The sequence below is a fragment of the Massilia sp. TSP1-1-2 genome, assembly GCF_049896185.1.
Classification (GTDB): domain Bacteria; phylum Pseudomonadota; class Gammaproteobacteria; order Burkholderiales; family Burkholderiaceae_D; genus Telluria_A.
In genome coordinates, this window is the sequence record NZ_JAFCTU010000041.1 from 25,830 (window position 1) to 46,381 (window position 20,552).

17 protein-coding genes, 1 tRNA gene and 1 pseudogene are annotated in these 20,552 nt (G+C 61.4%); 10 read left to right on the forward strand and 9 right to left on the reverse strand.

The window, feature by feature from the left end; genetic code table 11:
• The gene (locus ACP7BV_RS23895; RefSeq protein WP_426107339.1) at positions 1 to 2,841 is read right to left on the reverse strand and encodes a response regulator; all 2,841 of its coding nucleotides are present in this window, start codon (positions 2,839 to 2,841) and stop codon (positions 1 to 3) included.
• A 264-nt stretch (positions 2,842 to 3,105) separates the two neighbouring features.
• Here ACP7BV_RS23895 and ACP7BV_RS23900 point away from each other — a divergent pair, with 264 nt between their 5' ends.
• Entirely contained in the window at positions 3,106 to 3,675 is a 570-nt protein-coding gene (locus tag ACP7BV_RS23900) for a DUF805 domain-containing protein (protein ID WP_426107341.1), read from the forward strand.
• Between the two features lie 89 nt (positions 3,676 to 3,764).
• Positions 3,765 to 4,292, forward strand: coding sequence for a DUF805 domain-containing protein (locus ACP7BV_RS23905; protein WP_426107343.1), 528 nt, complete (start codon positions 3,765 to 3,767; stop codon positions 4,290 to 4,292).
• Between the two features lie 50 nt (positions 4,293 to 4,342).
• On the opposite strand, the gene ACP7BV_RS23910 is transcribed toward ACP7BV_RS23905, so the two are convergent.
• Both ACP7BV_RS23910 and ACP7BV_RS23915 read right to left on the reverse strand, forming a co-directional pair.
• Positions 4,343 to 4,543: a YbdD/YjiX family protein gene (locus ACP7BV_RS23910; RefSeq protein WP_426107345.1), complete on the reverse strand. Its 201-nt coding sequence runs from the start codon at positions 4,541 to 4,543 to the stop codon at positions 4,343 to 4,345.
• 2 nt (positions 4,544 to 4,545) lie between these two features.
• Entirely contained in the window at positions 4,546 to 6,609 is a 2,064-nt protein-coding gene (locus tag ACP7BV_RS23915; protein WP_426107347.1) for a carbon starvation CstA family protein, read from the reverse strand.
• A 266-nt stretch (positions 6,610 to 6,875) separates the two neighbouring features.
• Between ACP7BV_RS23915 and ACP7BV_RS23920 the strand changes: the two genes are divergently transcribed.
• The 3 genes from ACP7BV_RS23920 (at position 6,876) to ACP7BV_RS23930 (ending at position 10,397) form a co-directional block, all read left to right on the forward strand.
• Positions 6,876 to 8,051, forward strand: a complete 1,176-nt coding sequence (locus ACP7BV_RS23920) for an EAL and HDOD domain-containing protein (protein ID WP_426107349.1) — start codon at positions 6,876 to 6,878, stop codon at positions 8,049 to 8,051.
• Position 8,052: 1 nt separating this feature from the next.
• Positions 8,053 to 10,107 carry a putative bifunctional diguanylate cyclase/phosphodiesterase gene (locus tag ACP7BV_RS23925; protein ID WP_426107351.1) on the forward strand — a complete coding sequence of 685 codons (2,055 nt, stop codon included), beginning with the start codon at positions 8,053 to 8,055 and terminating at the stop codon, positions 10,105 to 10,107.
• A gap of 200 nt (positions 10,108 to 10,307) precedes the next feature.
• Positions 10,308 to 10,397: transfer RNA gene (locus ACP7BV_RS23930), tRNA-Ser, on the forward strand.
• Here ACP7BV_RS23930 and tnpB read toward each other — a convergent pair.
• Entirely contained in the window at positions 10,383 to 10,934 is a 552-nt protein-coding gene (gene tnpB / locus ACP7BV_RS23935) for an IS66 family insertion sequence element accessory protein TnpB (RefSeq protein ID WP_426107353.1), read from the reverse strand. The genes ACP7BV_RS23930 and tnpB overlap by 15 nt on opposite strands.
• Positions 10,934 to 11,296, reverse strand: a pseudogene (gene tnpA / locus ACP7BV_RS23940) (IS66 family insertion sequence element accessory protein TnpA); the annotation flags it as partial. The gene tnpB and the pseudogene tnpA, both read right to left, overlap by 1 nt.
• A 226-nt stretch (positions 11,297 to 11,522) precedes the next feature.
• On the opposite strand from tnpA, the gene ACP7BV_RS23945 reads away from it, so the two are divergent.
• The 3 genes from ACP7BV_RS23945 (at position 11,523) to ACP7BV_RS23955 (ending at position 15,371) form a co-directional block, all read left to right on the forward strand.
• A complete protein-coding gene (locus ACP7BV_RS23945; protein ID WP_426107355.1) occupies positions 11,523 to 11,942 on the forward strand; it encodes a hypothetical protein in 420 nt (139 codons plus the stop codon).
• Between the two features lies 1 nt (position 11,943).
• Positions 11,944 to 13,605: a hypothetical protein gene (locus tag ACP7BV_RS23950; RefSeq protein ID WP_426107357.1), complete on the forward strand. Its 1,662-nt coding sequence runs from the start codon at positions 11,944 to 11,946 to the stop codon at positions 13,603 to 13,605.
• A gap of 338 nt (positions 13,606 to 13,943) precedes the next feature.
• Entirely contained in the window at positions 13,944 to 15,371 is a 1,428-nt protein-coding gene (locus tag ACP7BV_RS23955) for an alpha/beta fold hydrolase (RefSeq protein ID WP_426107358.1), read from the forward strand.
• A gap of 180 nt (positions 15,372 to 15,551) precedes the next feature.
• Here the strand turns inward: ACP7BV_RS23955 and ACP7BV_RS23960 are convergent, their stop codons facing one another.
• From ACP7BV_RS23960 to ACP7BV_RS23970, 3 genes are all read right to left on the reverse strand, one after another.
• A complete protein-coding gene (locus ACP7BV_RS23960; protein ID WP_426107360.1) occupies positions 15,552 to 17,327 on the reverse strand; it encodes a class I SAM-dependent methyltransferase in 1,776 nt (591 codons plus the stop codon).
• Between the two features lie 143 nt (positions 17,328 to 17,470).
• Positions 17,471 to 17,671 (reverse strand): hypothetical protein, encoded by a 201-nt coding sequence (locus tag ACP7BV_RS23965; RefSeq protein ID WP_426107362.1) that lies wholly within the window; start codon positions 17,669 to 17,671, stop codon positions 17,471 to 17,473.
• Between the two features lie 60 nt (positions 17,672 to 17,731).
• The gene (locus tag ACP7BV_RS23970) at positions 17,732 to 17,866 is read right to left on the reverse strand and encodes a hypothetical protein (RefSeq protein ID WP_426107364.1); all 135 of its coding nucleotides are present in this window, start codon (positions 17,864 to 17,866) and stop codon (positions 17,732 to 17,734) included.
• Between the two features lie 201 nt (positions 17,867 to 18,067).
• Here ACP7BV_RS23970 and ACP7BV_RS23975 point away from each other — a divergent pair, with 201 nt between their 5' ends.
• The gene (locus tag ACP7BV_RS23975; protein ID WP_426107366.1) at positions 18,068 to 18,313 is read left to right on the forward strand and encodes a type II toxin-antitoxin system ParD family antitoxin; all 246 of its coding nucleotides are present in this window, start codon (positions 18,068 to 18,070) and stop codon (positions 18,311 to 18,313) included.
• On the forward strand, positions 18,306 to 18,596 hold the full coding sequence (locus tag ACP7BV_RS23980) for a type II toxin-antitoxin system RelE/ParE family toxin (protein ID WP_426107368.1): 291 nt from the start codon (positions 18,306 to 18,308) through the stop codon (positions 18,594 to 18,596). The genes ACP7BV_RS23975 and ACP7BV_RS23980 overlap by 8 nt, the downstream gene beginning before the upstream one ends.
• Before the next feature lie 287 nt (positions 18,597 to 18,883).
• Here the strand turns inward: ACP7BV_RS23980 and ACP7BV_RS23985 are convergent, their stop codons facing one another.
• Positions 18,884 to 19,687, reverse strand: a complete 804-nt coding sequence (locus ACP7BV_RS23985) for a hypothetical protein (RefSeq protein ID WP_426107370.1) — start codon at positions 19,685 to 19,687, stop codon at positions 18,884 to 18,886.
• Positions 19,688 to 20,552 lie beyond the last annotated feature (865 nt).

The window sequence follows — 20,552 nt, forward strand, 5'->3', positions numbered from 1 at the left end:
TCAGATTTCCTTCTCTAGAATGGCACTGAGCGAATGCCGGACGGCCTGGAATTCCTGCTCCATGTTGATGAGGATGACGGCTGCGCCTTCGGTGGTGTCGGCCCGTCCCAGTGTTTCCATTTCCTTGCACATCTGCGCCAGCGTCTCGGCGCCGACGTTGGCGCTGCTCGATTTCAGGCTGTGCGCGACCTTGCGCACGCTGCCGGCGTCCTGGCCGGCGATCGCGCGGCGCAGTGTCTGCAAATGGGCCGGCGTGTCGTCGACATAGGCGGCGATGACCTTTTGCACCAGCGCGTCGCCGCGCTCGCGGCTCAAGGCCCGGATGTTGGCCAGCGCATGGCGGTTGATCACGTCGCGCTGGATCACTGCGCGCACCTCCGGCGGCAGCACCGGCATTTCGTCGTCGTGGTGCACGCTGGCGGCGATCGGCATGCCGATCCAGCGCCCGATGACGGCGGCCAGCTGCTGCTGCGAGAACGGTTTGCTCAGGTAGTCGTCCATGCCGGCGGCCAGGCACGCTTCGCGGTCGCCCTGCAGCGCGTTGGCCGTGATGGCGATGATCGGCAGCGTGCGAGCGCGCCCGGCCGCCTGCTCGTGGCGGCGAATTTCGGCAGTAGCGGCAAAGCCGTCCATGACCGGCATCTGGCAATCCATCAGCACGATGTCGTAGCCGCCGGCGCGCGCCGCCTGCAGCGCTTCTTCGCCGTTGCGGGCGCAGTGCACGGCCAGGCCCAGGCTGTCGAGCATGGCCTTGGCCACTTCGACATTGACCGGATTGTCTTCGGCCAGCAGCACGCGGCGCACGCGCGCCGGTTTCAAGCCGGACCCCGCGTCCGGCGCATTGTGGCGCGGCGCGGCGCCGCTGTCGACGGCCACCGGCGCTTCCAGGCGCTTGCCGCGCGGGCGCGTCATGATGCATTCGAACAGGTCGCCCGCGCGCGCCGGTTTGATCAGCTGGTAGGCCACGCCCGCTTCGCGCCGCTGCACCGGATCGGCCGCCAGGCGGTTGTCGCTCACCAGCAGGATGCGGGTGGCGCTGGTGACGGGCAAGCCCTTGATGACCGAGGCGAGCGACAGGCCGCTGGTGCGCTGCAAGTCCATGTCGATGATGGCCACGTCGTAAGGCTTGCCGGCGGTGGCGGCGGCCACCAGGCGCTCGACCGCGTCCAGCGCCGACAAGGCGCTGTCGCTAGCCACTTGCCAGCCAGCCAGTTGCTTTTCGAGCACTGCACGGCTGTCTTGCTGTTCGTCGACGATTAACACACGCAATCCTTCGATGGCCTTGAGGGACGTCCCGGGTTCGTCCGATTCCACCCGGCGCTTGTCGAAACTTACCGTGAACCAAAAGATGGAACCTTGCGTTGGAGCATTATCCACACCAATAGTGCCGCCCATCAACTCGACCAACTGGCGCGAAATGGCCAAACCCAGGCCGGTGCCGCCGTATTTGCGGGTGGTCGAATCGTCGGCTTGGGAAAAGGCATCAAAGATGCGGGTGCGGGCGTCGCGCGAGACCCCAATGCCCGTGTCGTGCACTTCGAAGCGCAGCCCCACGCTGGGGCCGTCTTCGCTGGTGACTTGGACCTTGGCCAGGATCTGGCCGTGATCGGTGAACTTGATGGCGTTCCCAAGCAGGTTGGCGATGATCTGGCGCACGCGGTTCGGGTCGCCGCAGACGGCAATCGGGATATCGTTGGCGATGTCGAAGTCGAGCGCGATGCCTTTGGCGTGCGCTTGCGGGGTATAAATATTGTTGATGTCGTCGAGCAAGTCCCACAGGTTGAAATTGATGTACTCGATCGACAGCTTGCCGGCCTCGATTTTGGAAAAGTCGAGGATGTCGTTAATGATCACCAATAAATGTTCGCCGGAACGCTTGACCAGCTTGGTGAAGTTGCGCTGGGTATCGGTCAGCGCCGTGCCAAGCAGCATTTCGGTCATGCCGAGCACGCCGTTCATGGGGGTGCGGATTTCATGGCTCATCGTGGCCAGGAAGGCGCTCTTGGCGCGGCTGGCCGCTTCGGCCGCGTTCTTGGCTTTTTCAAGCTGCTCGGTGCGCACGCCGACCTGGCGCTCGAGTTCGTCGCGGTGGTGGGTGAGGGCGGCGCCGCGGCCTTCGATCTGGGCCAGCATGACATTGAAGCTGTCGATCAGCGTGCCCAGTTCGTCGGTGCGTTCGTGGGCAATGCGCAGGTTGTAGTTCTGGCTGGCCGACACTTTTTGGGCCGCGTTGATGAGCTTGGTGACCGGGTCGGCAATGCTGCCCTTGAAGCGGCTGGCCAGGATCAGCGCAACAATCAGCGAGCCGCCCATGGCGGCGGCGATCACGCCCAGGCTTTTGAGGATATCGAGCCACATATTGGTCAGATCGGCTTCGATCATCACGATGCCGATCTGGTAATTGTTGCCCGTGACGGGCCGGTACAGGCGCATGCGGGTCGACCAAAAGGTGCTGCCCTGGCGGTTGGCGGCGGCCAGCGCGTCTTCGTCCAGGCTGACGGCGGGCACGCTCGGTTCGGCTTCGGTGCGGCCCGGTGAGACATACTGGGCAAAGGGCTTGCCGGTGCGGTCGAACAGTACCGCGATCGAAATTTCATCCTTGGCCTTCAAGGCCGACAGCGTGTTCTGGGCCTGGGTGCGGTCGTTGAACATCAGCGCGTCGACGCTGTTGGTGCCTATCACGCCGGCGAAGGAGGACAGTTGCATGCCTTCATCCTTGCGGTGGTTGAGCACCGACGTGACGGTAAAGGCGACGAACACGAAGAGCAGGGCGGTGCCAGTGGAAAGGAAGGAAATGATGGTCAACTTCTTGTTGAGGCTGGAGCGCTCGAAGTTCAACATGGCAGGCATCTTTGTGTGGGTGTGGAAATTCGGTTCTTCCAGGAAAAATATACGTGTAAAGTTTCCTGACAGTTTTGATGGGGCACAACGTTGCCCCGAAGCGACATGTGAAGCCGCTGCGTGCGCGCTGCGGCGCGTGTTGCCGATGAAGTTGTGGGATTGGCGCGTCGGTAAACATCGGGCTGGTATTTTTTTCACACAGGCCGCTTTGTTGCTTGTATGATCGGTCGTTGTCAATTTCGCAAACTTCCATTGGAGCCACTCTTGAACAATCCTTATAACGCGCCGGCCGCCGACATGTCGGTACAAGGCAACAATGTCGATACCTATCAGCCGCAGGTGTTTGCGATGAAGGGCCGGATCGGCCGCGTGCGCTATATCGCCTATTCCATGGGTGTATCGATGGCGATTTATTTCGCCGCCGCGATTTTCGGCGGCATCCTGATGGCACTGACGGGTGGAAAACAGGGCGCACTCATTGCGCTCGGCTTCTTGGTGATTATTCCCCTCATCGCCGTGTCATTCATCATGGCGATCCGCCGCGTCAACGATATGGGACAGTCGGGCTGGATGTCGCTGATCATCGTGGTCCCGCTGCTCAACTTGTGGCTGCTGTTCGCCCCGGGCACGCCGGGCACCAATGAATACGGTCCGGCGCCCGTCAAAAACAGCACGGGCGTGATCCTCGCTGCTTTTTCGCCATTCCTGTTTGCCGTTGTGATCGGCATTCTGGCCGCCATCGCCATTCCGGCCTACCAGGCCTACACGAACAAGGCCAGGGCGGCACTGGAGCAGTCCGCCGCGCCGGCGGAAACCCAGGCTGTACCGGAATAATTGCTTCGTTCGATTTGATTCGATTCGATTGCAGGCTTGAAAACGGACGCCGAGGCGTCCGTTTTCGTTGAAAGACAGAGGCAGACGCTGTGCATAATCCTTACCACGCACCGAGTGCGGATTTGTCGCAAGCGCAGGTCATTGGCGCACCGTACGTTCCCGCGTTTTTCGCGGTGCACGGGCGACTGGGCCGCTTGCGCTATGTTGCTTATATGACCGGCAGCATGCTATTGGCTTCGCTCGCCACGGGCGTGGTCGTCACCGCCGTGGCGAGCATGTTAGCGCGCGATTCTCCACTCCTCCCTTTTTTGACCTTGCCCAGCACCGTGTCCATGGTGGCCGCGTGGGCGGTTGTCGCGGTGCGGCGCCTGAACGACATGAACCGGAGCGGCTGGCTGTTGCTGCTGGGGCTGGTTCCCATCGTCAATCTCGGCCTGGGATTGTGGCTGCTGTTTGGCCCCGGCGACGGCAATGCGAATAACTACGGACGGCCGCCGTGCAAAAACAGCACGGGCGTGATCGTTGCCTGCGTGGCCTGCGTGCTATCGATGGTCGCTGTTATCGGCTTTTCCGCATTGGCGTTCTATGCCGTGACGAGAATAGCGGGGGGGCATTAGGGTTCAGCGCCGGTTTCACTGGTACAAGCACCGTGAAAGGTGCCTTGGCGTCAGCAGCAACCGCCCTGCTTGCCGGCCCCGCCGTAGCGCGCCTGCTGGCGTTCGCGGAAAAATTGTTCGTACGTCATCACCGGCTGCTCCGGGTGCGTGGCCTGCATGTGCGCCACGTAGTTGTCGTATTCGGGCAGCCCCACCATCAGGCGCATGCTTTGCCCGAGGTAGCGGCCCGCCTGTTTGAGTTCGCCAAACATGGTCAAGCCTGCGGCACCGGCATGGCGACAAAGGGCGACTCTTGCGCGCTTGGCGTACCGCTGTTGCGCGCCGCCAGCACTGTACGCACGCCGTACACCAGCACGGCCAGCACCACCAGCATGAAAAACCCCGCCAGCGCTGCGTCGACATAATCATTAAAGACAATGCGCCCCATTTGCCCCATGCTCTTGGCCGGCGCCAGCACCAGGCCCTGGTCCATGGCAGCCTGGAATTTGCGCGCGTGCGAGACGAAGCCGATGCGCACGTCTTCGTGGAACATTTTTTGCCAGCCGGCGGTAAGCGTGCACACCAGCAGCCAGACCGTGGGCGCGATCGTGACCCACGCATAGCGGGCGCGCTTCATCTTGAACAGCACGCAGGTGGCGAGGATCAGCGCGATACCGGCCAGCATCTGGTTGGCGATGCCAAACAGCGGCCACAGCGTATTGATGCCGCCCAGCGGATCGACCACGCCCTGGTACAGGAAGTAGCCCCAGGCCGCCACGCACAGCGAGGTGGCGATCAGGTTGGCCGGCAGCGATTCGGTGCGTTTAAGCGAAGGCGACACCACACCCAACAAGTCTTGCAGCATGAAGCGTCCCGAGCGGGTGCCCGCGTCGACGGCGGTGAGGATGAACAGCGCCTCGAACAGGATCGCAAAGTGGTACCAGAACGCCATCAGCGCCTTGCCGCCCAGCGCGCTGGACAAAATATTGGCCATGCCCACGGCCAGCGTGGGGGCGCCGCCCGCGCGCGAAATGATGGTGGTCTCGCCGACATCGGCAGCCGTTTGCGTGAGCATCTCGGGCGTGATGACAAAGCCCAGCTGGCCGACTGCCGCTGCGGCCGACTGCGCGGTGCTGCCGAGCAAGGCGCCCGGGCTGTTCATGGCAAAGTAAATGCCGGGCTCGATGGTGGAAGCGGCTACCAGCGCCATGATCGCGACGAACGATTCCATCAGCATGGCGCCGTAGCCGATGAAGCGCGCATGCTGCTCGTTCTCGAGCATCTTGGGCGTGGTGCCGGACGCAATGAGCGCGTGGAAACCGGATACCGATCCGCACGCAATGGTGATGAACAGGAAGGGGAACAGGCTGCCCGACCAGACCGGGCCGGAGCCGTCGATAAACCTGGTCACGGCCGGCATTTTGAGTTCGGGCGCGACGAACACGATGCCCACGGCCAGCGCCAGGATGGTGCCGATTTTGAGGAACGTTGACAGGTAGTCGCGTGGCGCCAGCAGCAGCCACACGGGAATGACGGACGCAATGAAGCCGTAACCGACCAGCATCCACGTCAGTTCGACGCCGGTGAAGGTGAACATGGGGCCGAGCACGGGATGCGCCTGCACCATCTGGCCGCCCAGAATGGCGAGCATCAGCAGCACGAAGCCGATCAGGGAAATTTCGCCCACCCTCCCGACGCGCAAAAAACGCGCATACACGCCCATGAACAGCGCGATGGGAATGGTGGCCATGACGGTAAAGCTGCCCCAGGGCGAACCGGTCAGCGCCTTGACGACGATGAGCGCGAGCACGGCCAGGATGATGACCATGATCATGAAGGTGCCGAGCAGCGCGATGACGCCCGGAATGGGGCCCAGTTCAGATTTGATCAGTTCGCCGAGCGAGCGCCCGTCGCGGCGGGTGGAAATGAACAGGATCATGAAGTCTTGCACGGCGCCGGCGAAGACGACGCCCGCCAAAATCCACATCATGCCGGGCAGATAGCCCATTTGCGCGGCCAGCACGGGACCGACCAGGGGCCCGGCGCCGGCGATGGCGGCGAAATGGTGGCCGAACAGCACATAGCGGTTGGTGGGGACGTAGTCGAGAGCGTCGTTGAACTTGTAGGCGGGCGTCTGGCGCGTTGCGTCGAGCGAGAGCACCTTGCTGGCGATGAACTTGCTGTAGAAACGGTAGGCGATCAGATAGACGCACACCGCGGCGGCCACTACCCAGATCGCGTTGATCGCTTCGCCGCGCTTGAGGGCGATGTAAGCGAGCGCAAAGGCGCCGCCCAGCGAGAGCGCCGCCCAGCCGGCCTGGCTTGTGAGACGTTTCATGGTTAACCCTCCCGTGGCTTTTCGGTTGGACCGAAAAACGCGCCGAGGATTCCGCGCCGGCGTCGCATACCTTGGGCTGGCGCAAAGCGGTAGTCAAAAGTGCTGATGTTAGTGATGATCAAACTGATACGCTTTTTTGAAAAATTTACCCAGGATGTAACATATTGAATAGAAAAATTTTAACAAATATCCGCACGGCAACTTTATGGATTGCATTTGGTTAATATCTCTACTACCATGGCGGTATCACTGATTGCGGAAACCCGATGGCTTCGAACGATTCCCTGTTGTTTCCACTGGTAAATATGGACGCGGTGGCGAACATGCAAAATGCATGGGTCGCCCTCTGCCTGCGCGTGCAAGCTGCCGATGGCGACACCGGCGCCGCGCTGCACAGCTTGTTTGGCGAGCCCGACTTGCTAGCTGCCATCGCGCCGCTCAATTGCATCCTGATGCTCGCCTCGCCCGCCGTGCTCGACGCGGCGCTGCTGGCCCGCATGCCCGTCGCGCGCGTCTCGTTCGCCTTTGAAGCTGGCGCGCTGCAGGACGATGACGGGCGCAAGCGCGTCGCCGCGCTGCACGAAAGCGGCTACCGCATCCTGGTCGACGGAGCGCTGGCGCCGGGCGTGAGCGCGCCGGTCGGCGTGACTGCAGTGGCCTGCGACTTTACCGACAGCGAACCGCAAAGCCGGGTGCTGCCGCTGGTGTTCGGGCCGCACCTGGCGCATGGCGTCGACAGCGCCGCGCGCCACGCGCAATGCGCGCGCGTGGGCTACGAATGGTTTAGCGGCGCCTATGCGCTGCACCCGGCGCCCAACCCGGCGCCGCACGACGGCAGCTCGCGCAAGCGCCTGATGACGCTTTTGGGCCTGCTCGCCCGCGACGCCGAAACGCGCGAGCTCGAAGCGCTGCTCAAGCAGGATCCGGCGCTCTCGTACCACTTGCTCAAGCTGGCCAATTCGGCCGCCTTTGCACACAGCACCGCCATCACCAGCTTTGGCCAGGCCATCAGCGTGCTGGGACGGCGCCAGCTGCAGCGCTGGCTGCAACTGCTGCTGTACGCGCGCCAGCAGGCCGACGGCCTGCCCAACCCGCTGCTGCCGATCGCCGCCCTGCGCGCCGCGCATCTGGAAGCGCTGTGCAAACTGAACGGCGGCGGGCGCGACGAACAAGACCTGGCTTTCATGACCGGCGTGTTCTCGCTGCTCGATCTGCTGCTCGGCATGCCGATGGCGGAGATTGTGGGCGAGCTCAATTTGCCGCCCAACGCGGCAAACGCGCTGCTGGCGCGCAGCGGGCAACTGGGTGAACTGCTGGCCATGACCGAAGCGCGCCAGGTCAGCGCGGCCATGCTCGAACACGCCGCGCTCACGCCACGCCAATGGCTGGGCAGCCAACTGCACGCCTACCATTGGGCGATTCAAGTGAGCCGGAATCTATAAGATGTTCCTGCGCCCCGCATCCGACATCTTGAGCAGCAGCGCCGCGCTATGCGAGGCGGTGATGCACATGCGCGGCGACATGCTGGCCGACGAAATGGGCCGCATCGCGGGCGCCTTGCTGGGCAGCCCGTGCGGCGTGTTCGCGCCGTGCGAGCAGGCGGGCGAAGACGCTGATGATGGCGCCCTGTTCCCGCACACCATGCAGGGCCTGGTGCAGGAGATCGCGTGCAACGGGCGCCGTTTCGGGCGTTTTGCCGTGTGGGGCCGCGCCATGTACGACGAAGGCGACCGCCAGCACCTGGCCAGCCTGGCCAAACTGACCGCCAACCTCTTGCAGTTGCACTCGCTGGCGCTGCGTTCGACCCACGCCTACGCCGAAATCGAACGCCAGCTGTCGCAGCAAAGCCAGATCCTGGACCGCATCAACGAGTCGGTGCTGACGATGGACCAGACTGGCTACATCACCAGCTGGAACAAGGGCGCCGAACGGCTGTTCGGCTACAGCGCGCTGGAAGCGGTGGGGCGCAATATCCTGTTTTTGTACGTGTCCGAGGAGGTCGGCTTTCACGACGCCTTTGTGGAGCAGGGCGGCAAGGTGATGGAAGTGCGGCGCCGGAAAAAATCGGGTGAAGTTTTCTGGGCCAGCATGTCGCTCTCGCCGCTCAAGGACATGGGCGGCAATCCGGCCGGCCTGATCGCCTACCTGAGCGACATCACCGAGCGCAAGCGCACCGAAGAGCGGCTGCACCAGCTGGCCTACCACGACGCGCTGACCAAGCTGCCCAACCGCACCCTGATGACCAAGCTGCTCGACCAGGCAATCGCCGTGGCGCTGCGCAACGGCTCGAGCGGCTGCGTGCTGTACATCGACCTGAACCGCTTCAAGGCGATCAACAACGCGCTCGGGCGGCGCATCGGCGACGCGCTGCTGCGCGAAGTGGGACAGCGCTTTCGCACCGCGCTGCGCGACCAGGACGTAGTGGCGCGTCTGTCGGGCGACGAATTTGCGGTGGGCCTGTTCGATCTGCGCCAGCACTTTGAGGCGACCACGGTGGCGCGCAAGCTGCAAACGGCGCTGCTGGAACCGTTTTTGATCGAAGGGCACGACCTGCGCGTGGGCGCGAGTATCGGCATCAGCGTCTATCCGCAGGACGGAGGCGACGCCGAATCGCTGCTGCGCCACGCCGACATCGCGATGGCGCGCGCCAAGCAGGGCGGGCACGGCGACGATGAAAGCGTGGCCTTCTACTGCCACGAAATGAACCTGGGCATGCAGGAGCGCATGCGCCTTGAAAGCGACTTGCGCCATGCGCTGTTGCACGACGAACTGCTGCTGCACTACCAGCCCAAGTTCGAGATCGGCAGCGGGCGCATTGTCGGCGCCGAAGCGCTGGTGCGCTGGCTGCATCCGGTGCGCGGCATGGTCCCGCCGGCCGACTTCATTCCCCTGGCCGAGACCACCGGCCTGATTTTGCAGGTCGGCGAATGGGTGTTGGAAGCGGCATGCGCGCAGGCCGCGCTGTGGCGCGAAGCGGGCATTGCGCCCTTCCGGCTGGCCGTGAATGTGTCGGCGCGCGAATTCATCGCCAGCCTGCCGGCGCGCGTGGCGGCCACGCTGGCGCGCCACGGCCTGGAGCCGCACTGGCTGGAGCTGGAGATCACCGAGAGCACGCTGATGCACGACATCGAGCGGGTGATCGACATCATGGACCAGATTACGGCGCTGGGCGTGTCGCTGTCGCTGGACGATTTTGGGACCGGGTATTCAAGCCTGTCGTATCTGAAGCGCTTTCCGATCGATACCTTGAAGATTGACCAGTCGTTTACGATGGGCATTCCGCTGGACGCCAGCGACTGCGCCATTGCCAGCACCATCATCAGCATCGGGCAGCAGTTGGGGCACCGGGTGATCGCGGAAGGCGTGGAGAGCACGGCGCAGCTGGAGTTTTTGCTGGGGGCCGGCTGCGACGAAGTGCAGGGGTATTATTTTTCAAGACCGCTGGCGGCGCGGGCGTTCGAGCAGGCGCTGCGCGATGATTGGCCAAGCGTGCCGTGAGCGGACAGATCTTGAGACGGCCAGCTGGCACTGTTTGAACCGGACGGGAGCTTGAAGAGTGGTTCGGTGGAAAAGGCTGAAGGCGGCGTTCCGCCATCAGGCGCCAATGTCGGATGACGCTGGATTGGTAGGGAAGGTGGCTGTCGCCTGTCAACCACTCCCGCCATGTACCAGCGACTTATGTATAATGCGGGTCTGCAGGAAGCGTGGCCGAGTGGTTGAAGGCACCAGTCTTGAAAACTGGCGACGGGTTACACTGTTCGTGAGTTCGAATCTCACCGCTTCCGCCAGAATTTTGAAAATAAGCCCCACGCGTTGGGGCTTTTTCCGTTCGCTCCCAAAACCGTGGGGATGGACGAAGACTTTCTGACGCAGGACGAGCAGGACGCGCGCTCGGCAGACGCGCCGCGGAGCGACGCATAGAATGGCAAAATTAGCAGAAGCTTGCGCGTGTTTGGACTGACTACAAGCGAAACAGTACACCCCCACAGTCGCCACGGCGCTGGCGCCGGTGCCGACAGGCGTTGCCAGTCCACGCCGGCGACCAGCCATTGCCATTGCTCGGCGCTCATCTGCCAGCAGGCATCGTCAACCTGCGGCCGGACGAACTGGCCATGGTGCGGGCGGCGCAGGCACATCCACAGGCCAGTGCCATCCCAGCAAAGCATCTTCAGGCGCGTACAACGGCGCTTGGCAAACACGTACGCCGTGCCATCGCAAGGTGACCGCCCCAACGCCTGCTGCACATGCAACGACAGCCCGTCAATTCCGTTGCGCATATCCACCGCCGCCGTTGCCAGCCAGATTGCATCGGCCGACAGCTGCATCAGAGCGCCCGCATCAACTCGGCCAGCCAGCTGGCCGGTACATCGCCATGCAACGTCAGGGTACAGCCGCGCTCGCTGCGCAGGCTGTTCGCCGCTACCGGCGCAGCGGCTGGCGCTACGCGCACCGGCAGCAGCGCCGGCGTAGCGTGCGCGCCGGTCAATCGCCGCACCGAATAGCCGGCTTGGCGTACCGTAAAACCCTGCCCGACCGCATACGCGCGCTGAGACAGGCCGCTTGCTTGCCAATGTGCTGCCATCGCCTGATTAACCTCGTGCACGCTGCCGAACTGCCGATGTCGCAGCCGCGCCATGATCGAGCGCTCGACGATCTGCGCAGGCGATTCAGCCTTGGCCTTGTCCTTCGAAAGCGGTCAGTAAAACAAAAATATTTACAGATGCAAAATGTTACTCATTTGATATATACTCCGGTCGATTCGAACGTTCATGCGGCAATTCTTTTGAAGCGAACAGCGATTCCCATGCGCATCTCGTCTTTTGATCGGGGTGAAGTTGAGGCGCCCATTTAACGGCCACCGTGTGGCAGGTCGATCAGCCCATCGATTGGCTCCTCAACATAAAGAACTCGCGATGAATGTCGGCAAGGCCACCGGATGTCAAAAATCTGGTCTGCGCGCCGTGGTATTCATCCCCAGCCAGCGGATTGGCTTCGTCAAAATCGGCCAGCGTGTACGGATCAGCTACGACGCTTTTCAGCAGCATCGGTTCGGCAAGCATTCCGGTACGATCCGCGCCCTGAGCCTGACGCCGATGGACCCGGCCTTGCTACCCCAGGGGCGCAAGGCCGGCCTGTACGCCGGCATGTCTGCCGAGGAGCCGCTGTACCGCGCGGACATCGACCTCGATGCGCAAGTGATCAGCATCGATCATGAAGCGCGTCCGCTCATTCCCGGCATGAGTCTGACGGTCGATCTTGTGCTCGATCGCCGCTCAATCTTTGAAGCCATCTTCGAACCAATTCTTTGCCTTCACCGGCGCATGGGGTATTGACATGAATGCTGTTCACCTGTTCGTCATCTGTGCCGCTCTGACCGGGGCACCTTGCGCCTGGGCCGCCGACAGCCGGTCCTGTCAGTCTCCAGTCCCGCATGCCAGCGTCGAGATTGACAAGGCGGCTGGCGGCGCCATCCTCAGCTATCGCTTTCCGGAAAAAATCTCCTGCTTTCGGCTGTCCGATGCGGGCAAAGTAAGGGCGCTCACCTGGACAATGCTGACGGCCGGCGCAACGCTGCTTGATGACGGCAACACTGTCGTGCTGGCAACGCCGGCCAGGCGATTCGACGTGAGCATTGTGCCGTTTGCGCGCGATGGACAGATCGACCGCGTTTACTCGCCCGTCATTGCGTTCGGCGACCGCCGTGCGATGGCCGTGTACAGCCGCTACCTGGCAGCGAGCGAAGCAACAAAGCTGGTGGTCAAATTCAAAGGCTATCTGCCGCTGGGCTCGTCGGCGCGCGTGGGCCGGCACGCCTTTACCGATCGTGGCGACGATATCTATCTGATCGTGGGCGAGCCCGAAGTGACACAGCGTGGACAATCGTCGCTGGTGCTTGACCGGGCCACGCCGCCGTGGCTGATCGCGCACGCCGTCGACAGTGTCGTTCGCGGGACGTCGGCCCTGGTCAAGGATTTCTCGCTGCCGCGCCGATTGACCTACCTGATCACGTACACCGAAGCTGAAGCCGACATCGCGCAGTGGCGCGGCGACACGTCGGCGCAACTGGTGCGCTTGAATTTCATGGGCGCGCGCTGGCAGTCGTCCGATCCGACCCGGCTGGCGGACCTGACCGGCTTCATCCTGCATGAGCTATTTCACACGGTGAATCATGTGCTGGCACCCTCGGTGGCGGGCGATGGCGGCTTGTCGTTGCTTGAAGGTAGTGCCGAAGCGGCCGCCAGCAGCCTGCGCAACAGCCTGGGCATGCTCGATGAACGCGCCTTCGCAGGCGTCAAGGACGCCGCGCTGCTGCGCTGCCAATCGATACCCGGCAACACGCTGGCCGACAAGGAGCGCAATAACACGCGCGCCGCACCGTACGCTTGTGGCGCTGCCATTCAGTATCTTGGGGCGGCGTTGCTGACGGGCGATGCGGGCGGGCCTGACGCGACGTTGCGCGTGTGGCGACAGATGTTGCTCGATAAGACAGGTCCGTATGACTGGGCCCGCTATTTCGCCGCCCTGCGCGTTCTGGCAGGTCCACAGGGGCGAGCGCAGGTGGACCTGCTGGAAAAGCTGGTCAGCGGCGCTGAACCGTTGTCGTCCGTGCTAGCCGGCCTGGAACGCCAGCACCTCATCAGGAGGCAGACCGACCGCGAACAGCAGGGGCCGGCGCAGTCCGCTTTTTTTGCGCAACTGACGCTTGACCAGATTCTGGACAGTCATTGCACCGGCATGCGCGGCACGTATTTTCTCGATGGCATTTACACGCTCGACGCGCCGGCAGCGTCATGCGCTGGATTGCCGGACAAGTTTCCGGTCGCGTCGATTAACGGCTATGCGCTGGCGCAGCAGGGACGCGATGCCTATTTCGAGCACCAGCGCCGCTGCGCAGCGCGCGGTCAGGCCACGCTGCACGACACCAAGGGCGCCGTTCTTTCCATCGCGTGCAGCGAGCCGCGGCAGAACGTCGAGCTTTACAGTTTTCTGCATTGATCCGCCCATTAGGACTTGGAATGACGTAACTATCGCCCATCCGTTTGATCAGAAAGCCCCAATTGCCGCGCCTTGATCTGGTGGAGGAGATTGTGCCGACATGGAAGCTGCCCGGATATAACGCCGCTGGCTTACCGCTTACCGTTGCCCAGCCCGACCTTGAGCACCACTGCCCCACGTTCAGAGCGTATCGACCTTTCGGCGCTGACCATGGCCATCACTCACACCGCCCATACAACCATCTATCCATGCCCAAGGCAATCTGTCGCAAAATCACAAGGGATGTTGTGCGTTAACGGAATACTGGGGATTCACACCAATCTTGCGTTGAGGTCTCCATGATGATCTGCACGAAACTGTTTTCCGCGCTCGCCATTTTGCTGATCGCCAGCCTAGCCCGCGCTGCAACTTATGCGCCTTGCCCTGATAGCGATGCACTCCCTATTTTGAAGGGCAGTGTTTGCACCACCGTCATCATGCCGCTCTCATACGCGGACCTTGCAATGGCCCCGGCCACGGAAATACGTCTGTTTGTTCGGCAGTTCCCCGCGAAAGGCCCGTCGAAGGGGACGGTGTGGCTCGTCGCTGGCGGTCCCGGCGAGTCCGGCGCGTCGCTCTACCCGATGCTCGACGTGTTGCGCAGCAGTTTTCCTGACTTCGATTTGATGATTCCGGATCATCGTGGCACCGGTTACTCCAGCCGCCTGTGCCCGCGGGAAGAATCCGTCGACAGCCCTGGCGGCGCGGCGCTTGCGGGAGCGGAATGGGGGAGCTGCCCCGCGCACCTCGCGGAACATCCTGAACGGGCCGGGAACTTTTCCATGACTACTGCCGCCTATGATCTGAAAAATCTGATCTCGACATCCAATCTTGATAAGCCGGTGTACGTTTATGGCGTCTCGTATGGAACCCAATTGGTCCTGCGTACCTTGCAGCTCGGGAAAACACCAATCACCGGTGTCATCCTCGATTCTCTCGTGCCCCTGCAAACGGCAGCGCAGTGGGACTTGAGCCACCGCTCCCACGCCGTCGATGACGTCGGTCGCACAGTGCTGGCTGGGTGCGACAAAGACACGGTGTGCCATCGCATGATGGGGCAAAAAGCGGAAACGGTGTACCGACGCGTGCTGGCGATGATGCGCGAGCAGCCGATATTGCTCGCCAAGATACCCGGCAAGGACTTGAAGCGATTCCTTGGTAGCATGCTCGACGTCCCCGAAGCCCGCAGTCGCATTCCCTATTTGATCAAGGACCTGGAATTAGCGCGCGGTCAAGAACTGGAGACGGTACTTCAGACGCTGCAGGACGCTGGCAAGCAGTTTGGAGAATTTCCCCAATCGCCGCCGTCAATTCCACTGGTTAGCATCATCAGCGCCTCAGAAAATAATCTACGCCCAAACTTGACGGCAGACGATCTCAAAAAAGAGGACGAAACTTTGCTGTTTGCGAGCCGATTGCCCGAGCTGCTGGTCCAGCCACTGTTCCCGTCGTATCCCCGCGATGAGTATTTTGGCAAAGTGCCCACGCAATTTCCTCCAGTGCTGGTGTTTGCCGGCATGCTCGATCCGAAGACGCCTTATGACGGCGCTCTGAGCCACATCGCGGCGCTTAAAAAATTCAGCAAGGTTGGCTTGGTCAGCTTGCCAAGCGCGCCGCACTTCATTTTGTGGTCGGCGCCAGCATGTTTTACCCGTTACGCGCGCAACTTTGTGCAAGGTGGCACGCTTGCAGACCACCACTGCGGGGTGTCGAAGCGACGGCCTTAGTCGTGCGGCCGTTCCCTGTTCGCGCAGTCCCGAAAGCGGTGCCGGATGCCGTTATTGTCGCAGGTCTTGCACTCGACCGGAACGGGTTCGGAGGGACTCAATACTTTCTGGAGACGCGCATGTCCGAATGTTGTTTGCTCGTGGTCTGAAGTATCGACATTAGGTCAAATGCGGCATGGCTTATACCGAAGGTACTGCCAGACCCCGCTCAGAACGACTCGTGGAAAGTACCGGCTCCCAAGGGCGCAATCCCTGGTCCTTCTCCAGCCGAATGCGATGCATCTTCATGGCCTCGATGATGTCATCGGGCGATGGGTGCTCGACAAAAATCGGAAGCGTCTGCCTGGCCTCTAGAAAAAACTGGCGTCTTGAATTGTCCCCGATATTCAAGAATGCATCGCTCCACCAGCTGGTAATGTAATCGCTCGATTTCTCCAGGGTCGCTTGGGTAACCAGGCGATTCGATTTGTTGTTGATCCGCCTCGACGCCGGCATCAAGTTCCATGCATCGCCACACGGCCAGGCGGCGAAGGGGAAACAGTGATCCACATCGTATTCATCGTGCAATCGCTGGCCCGACCAGACGCAGTAGACTGGCTTGCCCTCAGCGCGAATGCGAGTAACAGCTGCGCGGGCCAGCCGCGTATCACGCTCGGGGTCTGCCCACACGAGCAGCGCCTGCGCCAGCTGGCGAGCATTGGCGATGCGGTTTCCTGCGTAGCCTTCTATCAGGCGAATCCATTCTGTCACCAGGACCGGTTCAACCCATACGTTATAGCGCGTAAGCGCGTGCCAGATCGGCGCGGGAATATGTAATTCTCCGAAGCTCCACAAGAATGGCTCATCGACTTGAAGTTGTGAGGGAGCCGCCATTCGTCGAAGCAGATGGACGTCGAAAATTCGCTGCTCACTGGCAGGCCAACGCAGGTACTTTGCCGGCATGTCGCGAATCAGGCGGGCAATCTCCGAAAGGCTTCGGTGCAAATGCCTGGCCGTCTCACCTTCAAAGACTGCGCCCACCCGCAGTTCCACCGGGGTGACGAGGCGGAGCGCGTTGAAGCTGTCAGTCACGAAACCAGGTTTGACGCCAAGGCGTGAGTGGGGCATTTGCGGCAGGCCGTTTTCGATCAAGGGCTTGTACATGCGCATCCAGAAAAGTGCGACGAGGCCCATGGGGACAACGACGTGGTCGGATTCATGCCGCGCGGCGCCGGCTGCCGCATCTGCGATTCGCGCCAAGATTCGCAGCAGCGCGATTTTGTACGTCGACGACTTTTCGTCATTGAGGACGAGGTGACGGAGGAGCGGGAGCGAGGCGATTGCGTCGTCCGGCAGACCAAACACTGCCGTGGTCCATGAAACGCTGGCCCGTCCCAGCTTGTCCGGGCTGTCTGTCGCGCTCATCAGCCGCAGTCCAAATTGCTGCGCAAGGGCAGACAATTCGTGCAGCGTCACCGCGTACATCGCGCGCTCAGGGTCCGGATCGCCGATGCGCAAACTGATGGCAATGCGCCCGTTCGGAGCGAGCAGCATGGCCATTTTTCTTAACGCGCGCTCCCGGGAAGCTGGGAGGATGTGCATCCATACCGCCGATAACAGGATCAGATCGAACGACAGGCCAAGTCGGCGAACCTGCGCGAGGTTGGGGAGACTATCGGCAATCCAGTTAATCCTGGTTGACGGATGCAGCTTACGAGCATGCGCGCGCATTGCATCGGACGGCTCGACGGCGACCACGTCATATCCGCGCGATGCAAACCAGGCGGCGTCGCGCCCGGAGCCGGCGCCTACATCAAGAATCGTTGTTCCCGTCTGTGGGAGAAGGTCAAGCAAGCCGGCATGGATAACTTCAAACGCCAATGATTCGTACTGATCTACAAGTTGCCGCGCGTTCTTTTCATAATGAGGAATAGTCGGCATGAGGGAATCTGGGTTTGAATAGTGCGATTTGTACATTGTAGTTCGGAATTGCCGACGCCAAGTTAATGCCCCTGAAAGCGAGTGTCACGTAGCGCCAACGACAGCGACCCTAACGCCGGCTGCCGAGCGCGGCCTCGAGGAGATCTGGATCGATACAGTACAGCGGTGGGGTAGCGCTGTCAGCCAACAATGAAACTGACGTCCAGCTCCGCACACGTGTGGCACAGATGCACAATCGCCAAGGCTTTTGCAGCGTCTGGCGCCGCCACATAGCGGCCGACGGCGCCTGCGATGGTGTCCAGACCAGTGGCGCGCAAAAACTGGTGCGCCGCCATCAGCTCCTTCTTTTCACCTCCCAGCAAATGCAGCCGCCCTGTCATTGCCTTGTTTTCAAGTAGATTGAGCAGGGCCTTAAGATGGACAAGATGCAATGGGCCGGGTCACCAGGCAGTCGCGACATCCTTCGATTTGAGCATACGGCCCATACGGCCGAGGAAAGTCGGCGCCATTGTCGCCGTGGGTGCCGTATAGTCGAGCGCTATCGCGCGCAGCATTCCCTTGTCCTCGATCATCATCGAGGCCGCCGGCGGGAGTGGTACGGTCGGCGAGCTGTTCCTTGCCGGCACTAACCCTGCGCCGTTCACTTGCTTTCGTCGGCGCCAACTCGTGCGTATACTGGGCGCGTCCGGTTCTCGTGCGCAGTTCTGGCAGCTTGTGTCGGTTCGTGTGATGATGCACCAATAGTATGATTTTCGATGCGTAGCTCAGGGGGAATTATGGGAACGGTGCGGAAGACGATTACGCTGACCGACCAGCAGGACAGCTGGATTAAAGCTCAGATTGAAGCTGGGCACTACACCAACGACAGCGAATACATTCGCGACCTGATCCGGCGCGAACAGGAGCGCAACGCTGAGATTGACGCTATCCGCGCTGCATTAATTGAGGGCGAGGGCAGCGGGGAGCCGACATCGTTCGATGTCGCCGCATTCAAGCGGAGAATGCTGGCTAAACATGGCTGAATATCGCCTTACGCCAGCCGCCGTGCGCGACTTGGAGGCGATCTGGATTCATACCTTGCAGCAATGGGGCCTAGAGCAGGCTGATCGTTACATCGACATCCTGATGGCGACCTTCACTGAGCTGGCCCAATCACCCAAGACAGCGCCGGCTTGCGACCACATACGGCCAGGCTACCGCCGTCGAAGTGTTGAGCGCCACATCATCTATTTTCGTATCACGACATACGGTATCGCAGTCGTTCGTGTACTGCACGACCGCATGGATGCACTGCGCCACCTGTGATTACACCAACTACCAGGGCAGACTTCAGCGCGAAATTTGCGCGCGCGGCATGGGCGGCGTGCCGACAAACGGCCACGCCCTGATAGCTACCGAAACTGCAGATCAGCCTGTGTACGAATGTCGGCTTTGACCCCTGCCTTTGGGGGCGCGCGATCCATGTCCCCTTGTCGGCACTGACCCTGCGCCGTTGCTGACCCTCTCTAACGCCCCGGTGGCAAGGCGAGGCGACCGCAGGACGGAGCGAAACGTCTCGGAAGGCGGTGGGGCCGAAAAAAATCGTTAGACGTTCATTGAAGTCCTTCAACCGCATCTGGCATCGACGACGAAAGTCCACTTTCGTTGATCTCGCATTTCAAGGGGGAGCCGCTCGCTTTCAGCAAGCACATCGCAAACTGCATTTCCTCGCCCCATTGCGTTTCGCGGCATGTGACGGCCATCGCACTAGCGATATCGTAGCACTGCTGTATTGCATGCACGCGGCGCCATTTGTCCGGGATTGGTGGCGGAGGCTTGGTCGGCACCAGCCCACCTGAGCAGAATATTAAAGAAAGATCACACATGCTCTGCGGTTCTCCAAGCGGCGGGTTCCATGTGCTAAACGCCGCCGGGCAGATGGTATTACCGTCCGAGTCGATACAAGGATCACCGTCGCCGCTTTCTTGCCCGGATGGGAAGCTGCAATTGCTGTCGCAGTCATCACGCAACAGCTTATCCATCTGATCTGGGTCGCGCACGGAGTAATTCCGAACGCCACGTCCAGCGCCCCCATCGGCACTAGCGCTGCCATAGGCACCAGCGCCACCATAGACGCCAGCGTCACCGCCAGTGCAATCATATGAACCGGCCTCTGTGTAGTTGCACCCGTCGCCCTGGCTGCCCTCGGCGATCGAGGCGCTTGCCCTGCCGCTGCCTGAGGAAATCGCACTCCCCACTGCTGCGTATGGCGCCGCCCTCCGGTCGAAGTGCGTTGCTTGACTGTAAAGGCGGCTCATGAAGTAATCAATTGCATAATCAGTCCGCTTCTGCGTCTGCTTGGCGCCAGGAACCAACTGAAATGTGATTCTGACCTTCCCGGCCTGGGGCGGCAGCATGACGACTGCCATCGGTCGCGGACGTGTGGCCTTGTTCATCCCAATTAACGACGGAACCAGTACGATGCTGCCTTTTGAATGCGGAGCGGCAAGGGCAGCTGCAGACCAACTGGCGGCCAGCGCAAGTAGCGCTGTGAGCGCGAGGAGAGATTTATTCAGGGAGGAATCCTTTGCGGATGACAGAAGAGGAACGAGCTTATTTTTGCCTCGTACTGTCCACTTGCGTGGGATCTCCCGTGCGCGTGATCCGGGCGTTGAACTCTGATATCGATCAAGCTCACACGGCCGCCGGCCGCCGTATTGCGATATGTGTGACGTGCTCGGCTTCTCTGAAGAGGTGTCATACCATGCGAGGCACCTCCGCTGGCAGAGAACGTGTCCGATTGTCGGCACAGACCCTGTGGCGTTCCCCTGTGCCGTTCCCGGCGCTTGTGCCGTATCGACCTCGCCAATGCAAAGGAAACAAGTGGTTATTCGAGGTGCCCGTTTAGTATGACATCCCGGTTATCAACCACCACGACCAGCATGGCGCAAGTAAGCGGCGTGTAAGTCGGCCCAATGCGGCAAGATTGCCGCGCAATGGTCTTCGTTCGCCCTTTGTATTAGACATCAACACGCCGCGCAACCGCCGCGCGACCTAAACATCACTCGGTAATCGGCACCAACGCCGTCACCTTGCCGCTCTCGTCAAGCGCAAACCCAATCAGCAGCTCTTCGTTCTTCGCGCACACAATATAGCGCGCCATCACCACCCCGCCGACGATGCCTTGGTCAACGTACCCAACCTCTATAGTGGATCCTGAAATCAAGACAATGGTTTAAGCTGTTGCCGGAAAATGGAGAACTGGCAATGAGCGATGTGAAG

What these genes read in the sequence shown, in the direction of transcription:
- ACP7BV_RS23895 (WP_426107339.1), bottom strand. Translation starts at nt 2,841, where the DNA reads ATGTTGAACTTCGAGCGCTCCAGCCTCAACAAGAAGTTGACCATCATT.
- ACP7BV_RS23980 (WP_426107368.1), top strand. Translation starts at nt 18,306, where the DNA reads ATGGCTGAATATCGCCTTACGCCAGCCGCCGTGCGCGACTTGGAGGCG.
- ACP7BV_RS23970 (WP_426107364.1), bottom strand. Translation starts at nt 17,866, where the DNA reads ATGATGATCGAGGACAAGGGAATGCTGCGCGCGATAGCGCTCGACTAT.
- tnpB (WP_426107353.1), bottom strand. Translation starts at nt 10,934, where the DNA reads ATGCAGCTGTCGGCCGATGCAATCTGGCTGGCAACGGCGGCGGTGGAT.
- ACP7BV_RS23955 (WP_426107358.1), top strand. Translation starts at nt 13,944, where the DNA reads ATGATGATCTGCACGAAACTGTTTTCCGCGCTCGCCATTTTGCTGATC.
- ACP7BV_RS23965 (WP_426107362.1), bottom strand. Translation starts at nt 17,671, where the DNA reads ATGACAGGGCGGCTGCATTTGCTGGGAGGTGAAAAGAAGGAGCTGATG.
- ACP7BV_RS23975 (WP_426107366.1), top strand. Translation starts at nt 18,068, where the DNA reads ATGGGAACGGTGCGGAAGACGATTACGCTGACCGACCAGCAGGACAGC.
- ACP7BV_RS23920 (WP_426107349.1), top strand. Translation starts at nt 6,876, where the DNA reads ATGGCTTCGAACGATTCCCTGTTGTTTCCACTGGTAAATATGGACGCG.
- ACP7BV_RS23950 (WP_426107357.1), top strand. Translation starts at nt 11,944, where the DNA reads ATGAATGCTGTTCACCTGTTCGTCATCTGTGCCGCTCTGACCGGGGCA.
- ACP7BV_RS23945 (WP_426107355.1), top strand. Translation starts at nt 11,523, where the DNA reads ATGAATGTCGGCAAGGCCACCGGATGTCAAAAATCTGGTCTGCGCGCC.
- ACP7BV_RS23960 (WP_426107360.1), bottom strand. Translation starts at nt 17,327, where the DNA reads ATGTACAAATCGCACTATTCAAACCCAGATTCCCTCATGCCGACTATT.
- ACP7BV_RS23915 (WP_426107347.1), bottom strand. Translation starts at nt 6,609, where the DNA reads ATGAAACGTCTCACAAGCCAGGCCGGCTGGGCGGCGCTCTCGCTGGGC.
- ACP7BV_RS23925 (WP_426107351.1), top strand. Translation starts at nt 8,053, where the DNA reads ATGTTCCTGCGCCCCGCATCCGACATCTTGAGCAGCAGCGCCGCGCTA.
- ACP7BV_RS23910 (WP_426107345.1), bottom strand. Translation starts at nt 4,543, where the DNA reads ATGTTTGGCGAACTCAAACAGGCGGGCCGCTACCTCGGGCAAAGCATG.
- ACP7BV_RS23985 (WP_426107370.1), bottom strand. Translation starts at nt 19,687, where the DNA reads ATGCTGCCGCCCCAGGCCGGGAAGGTCAGAATCACATTTCAGTTGGTT.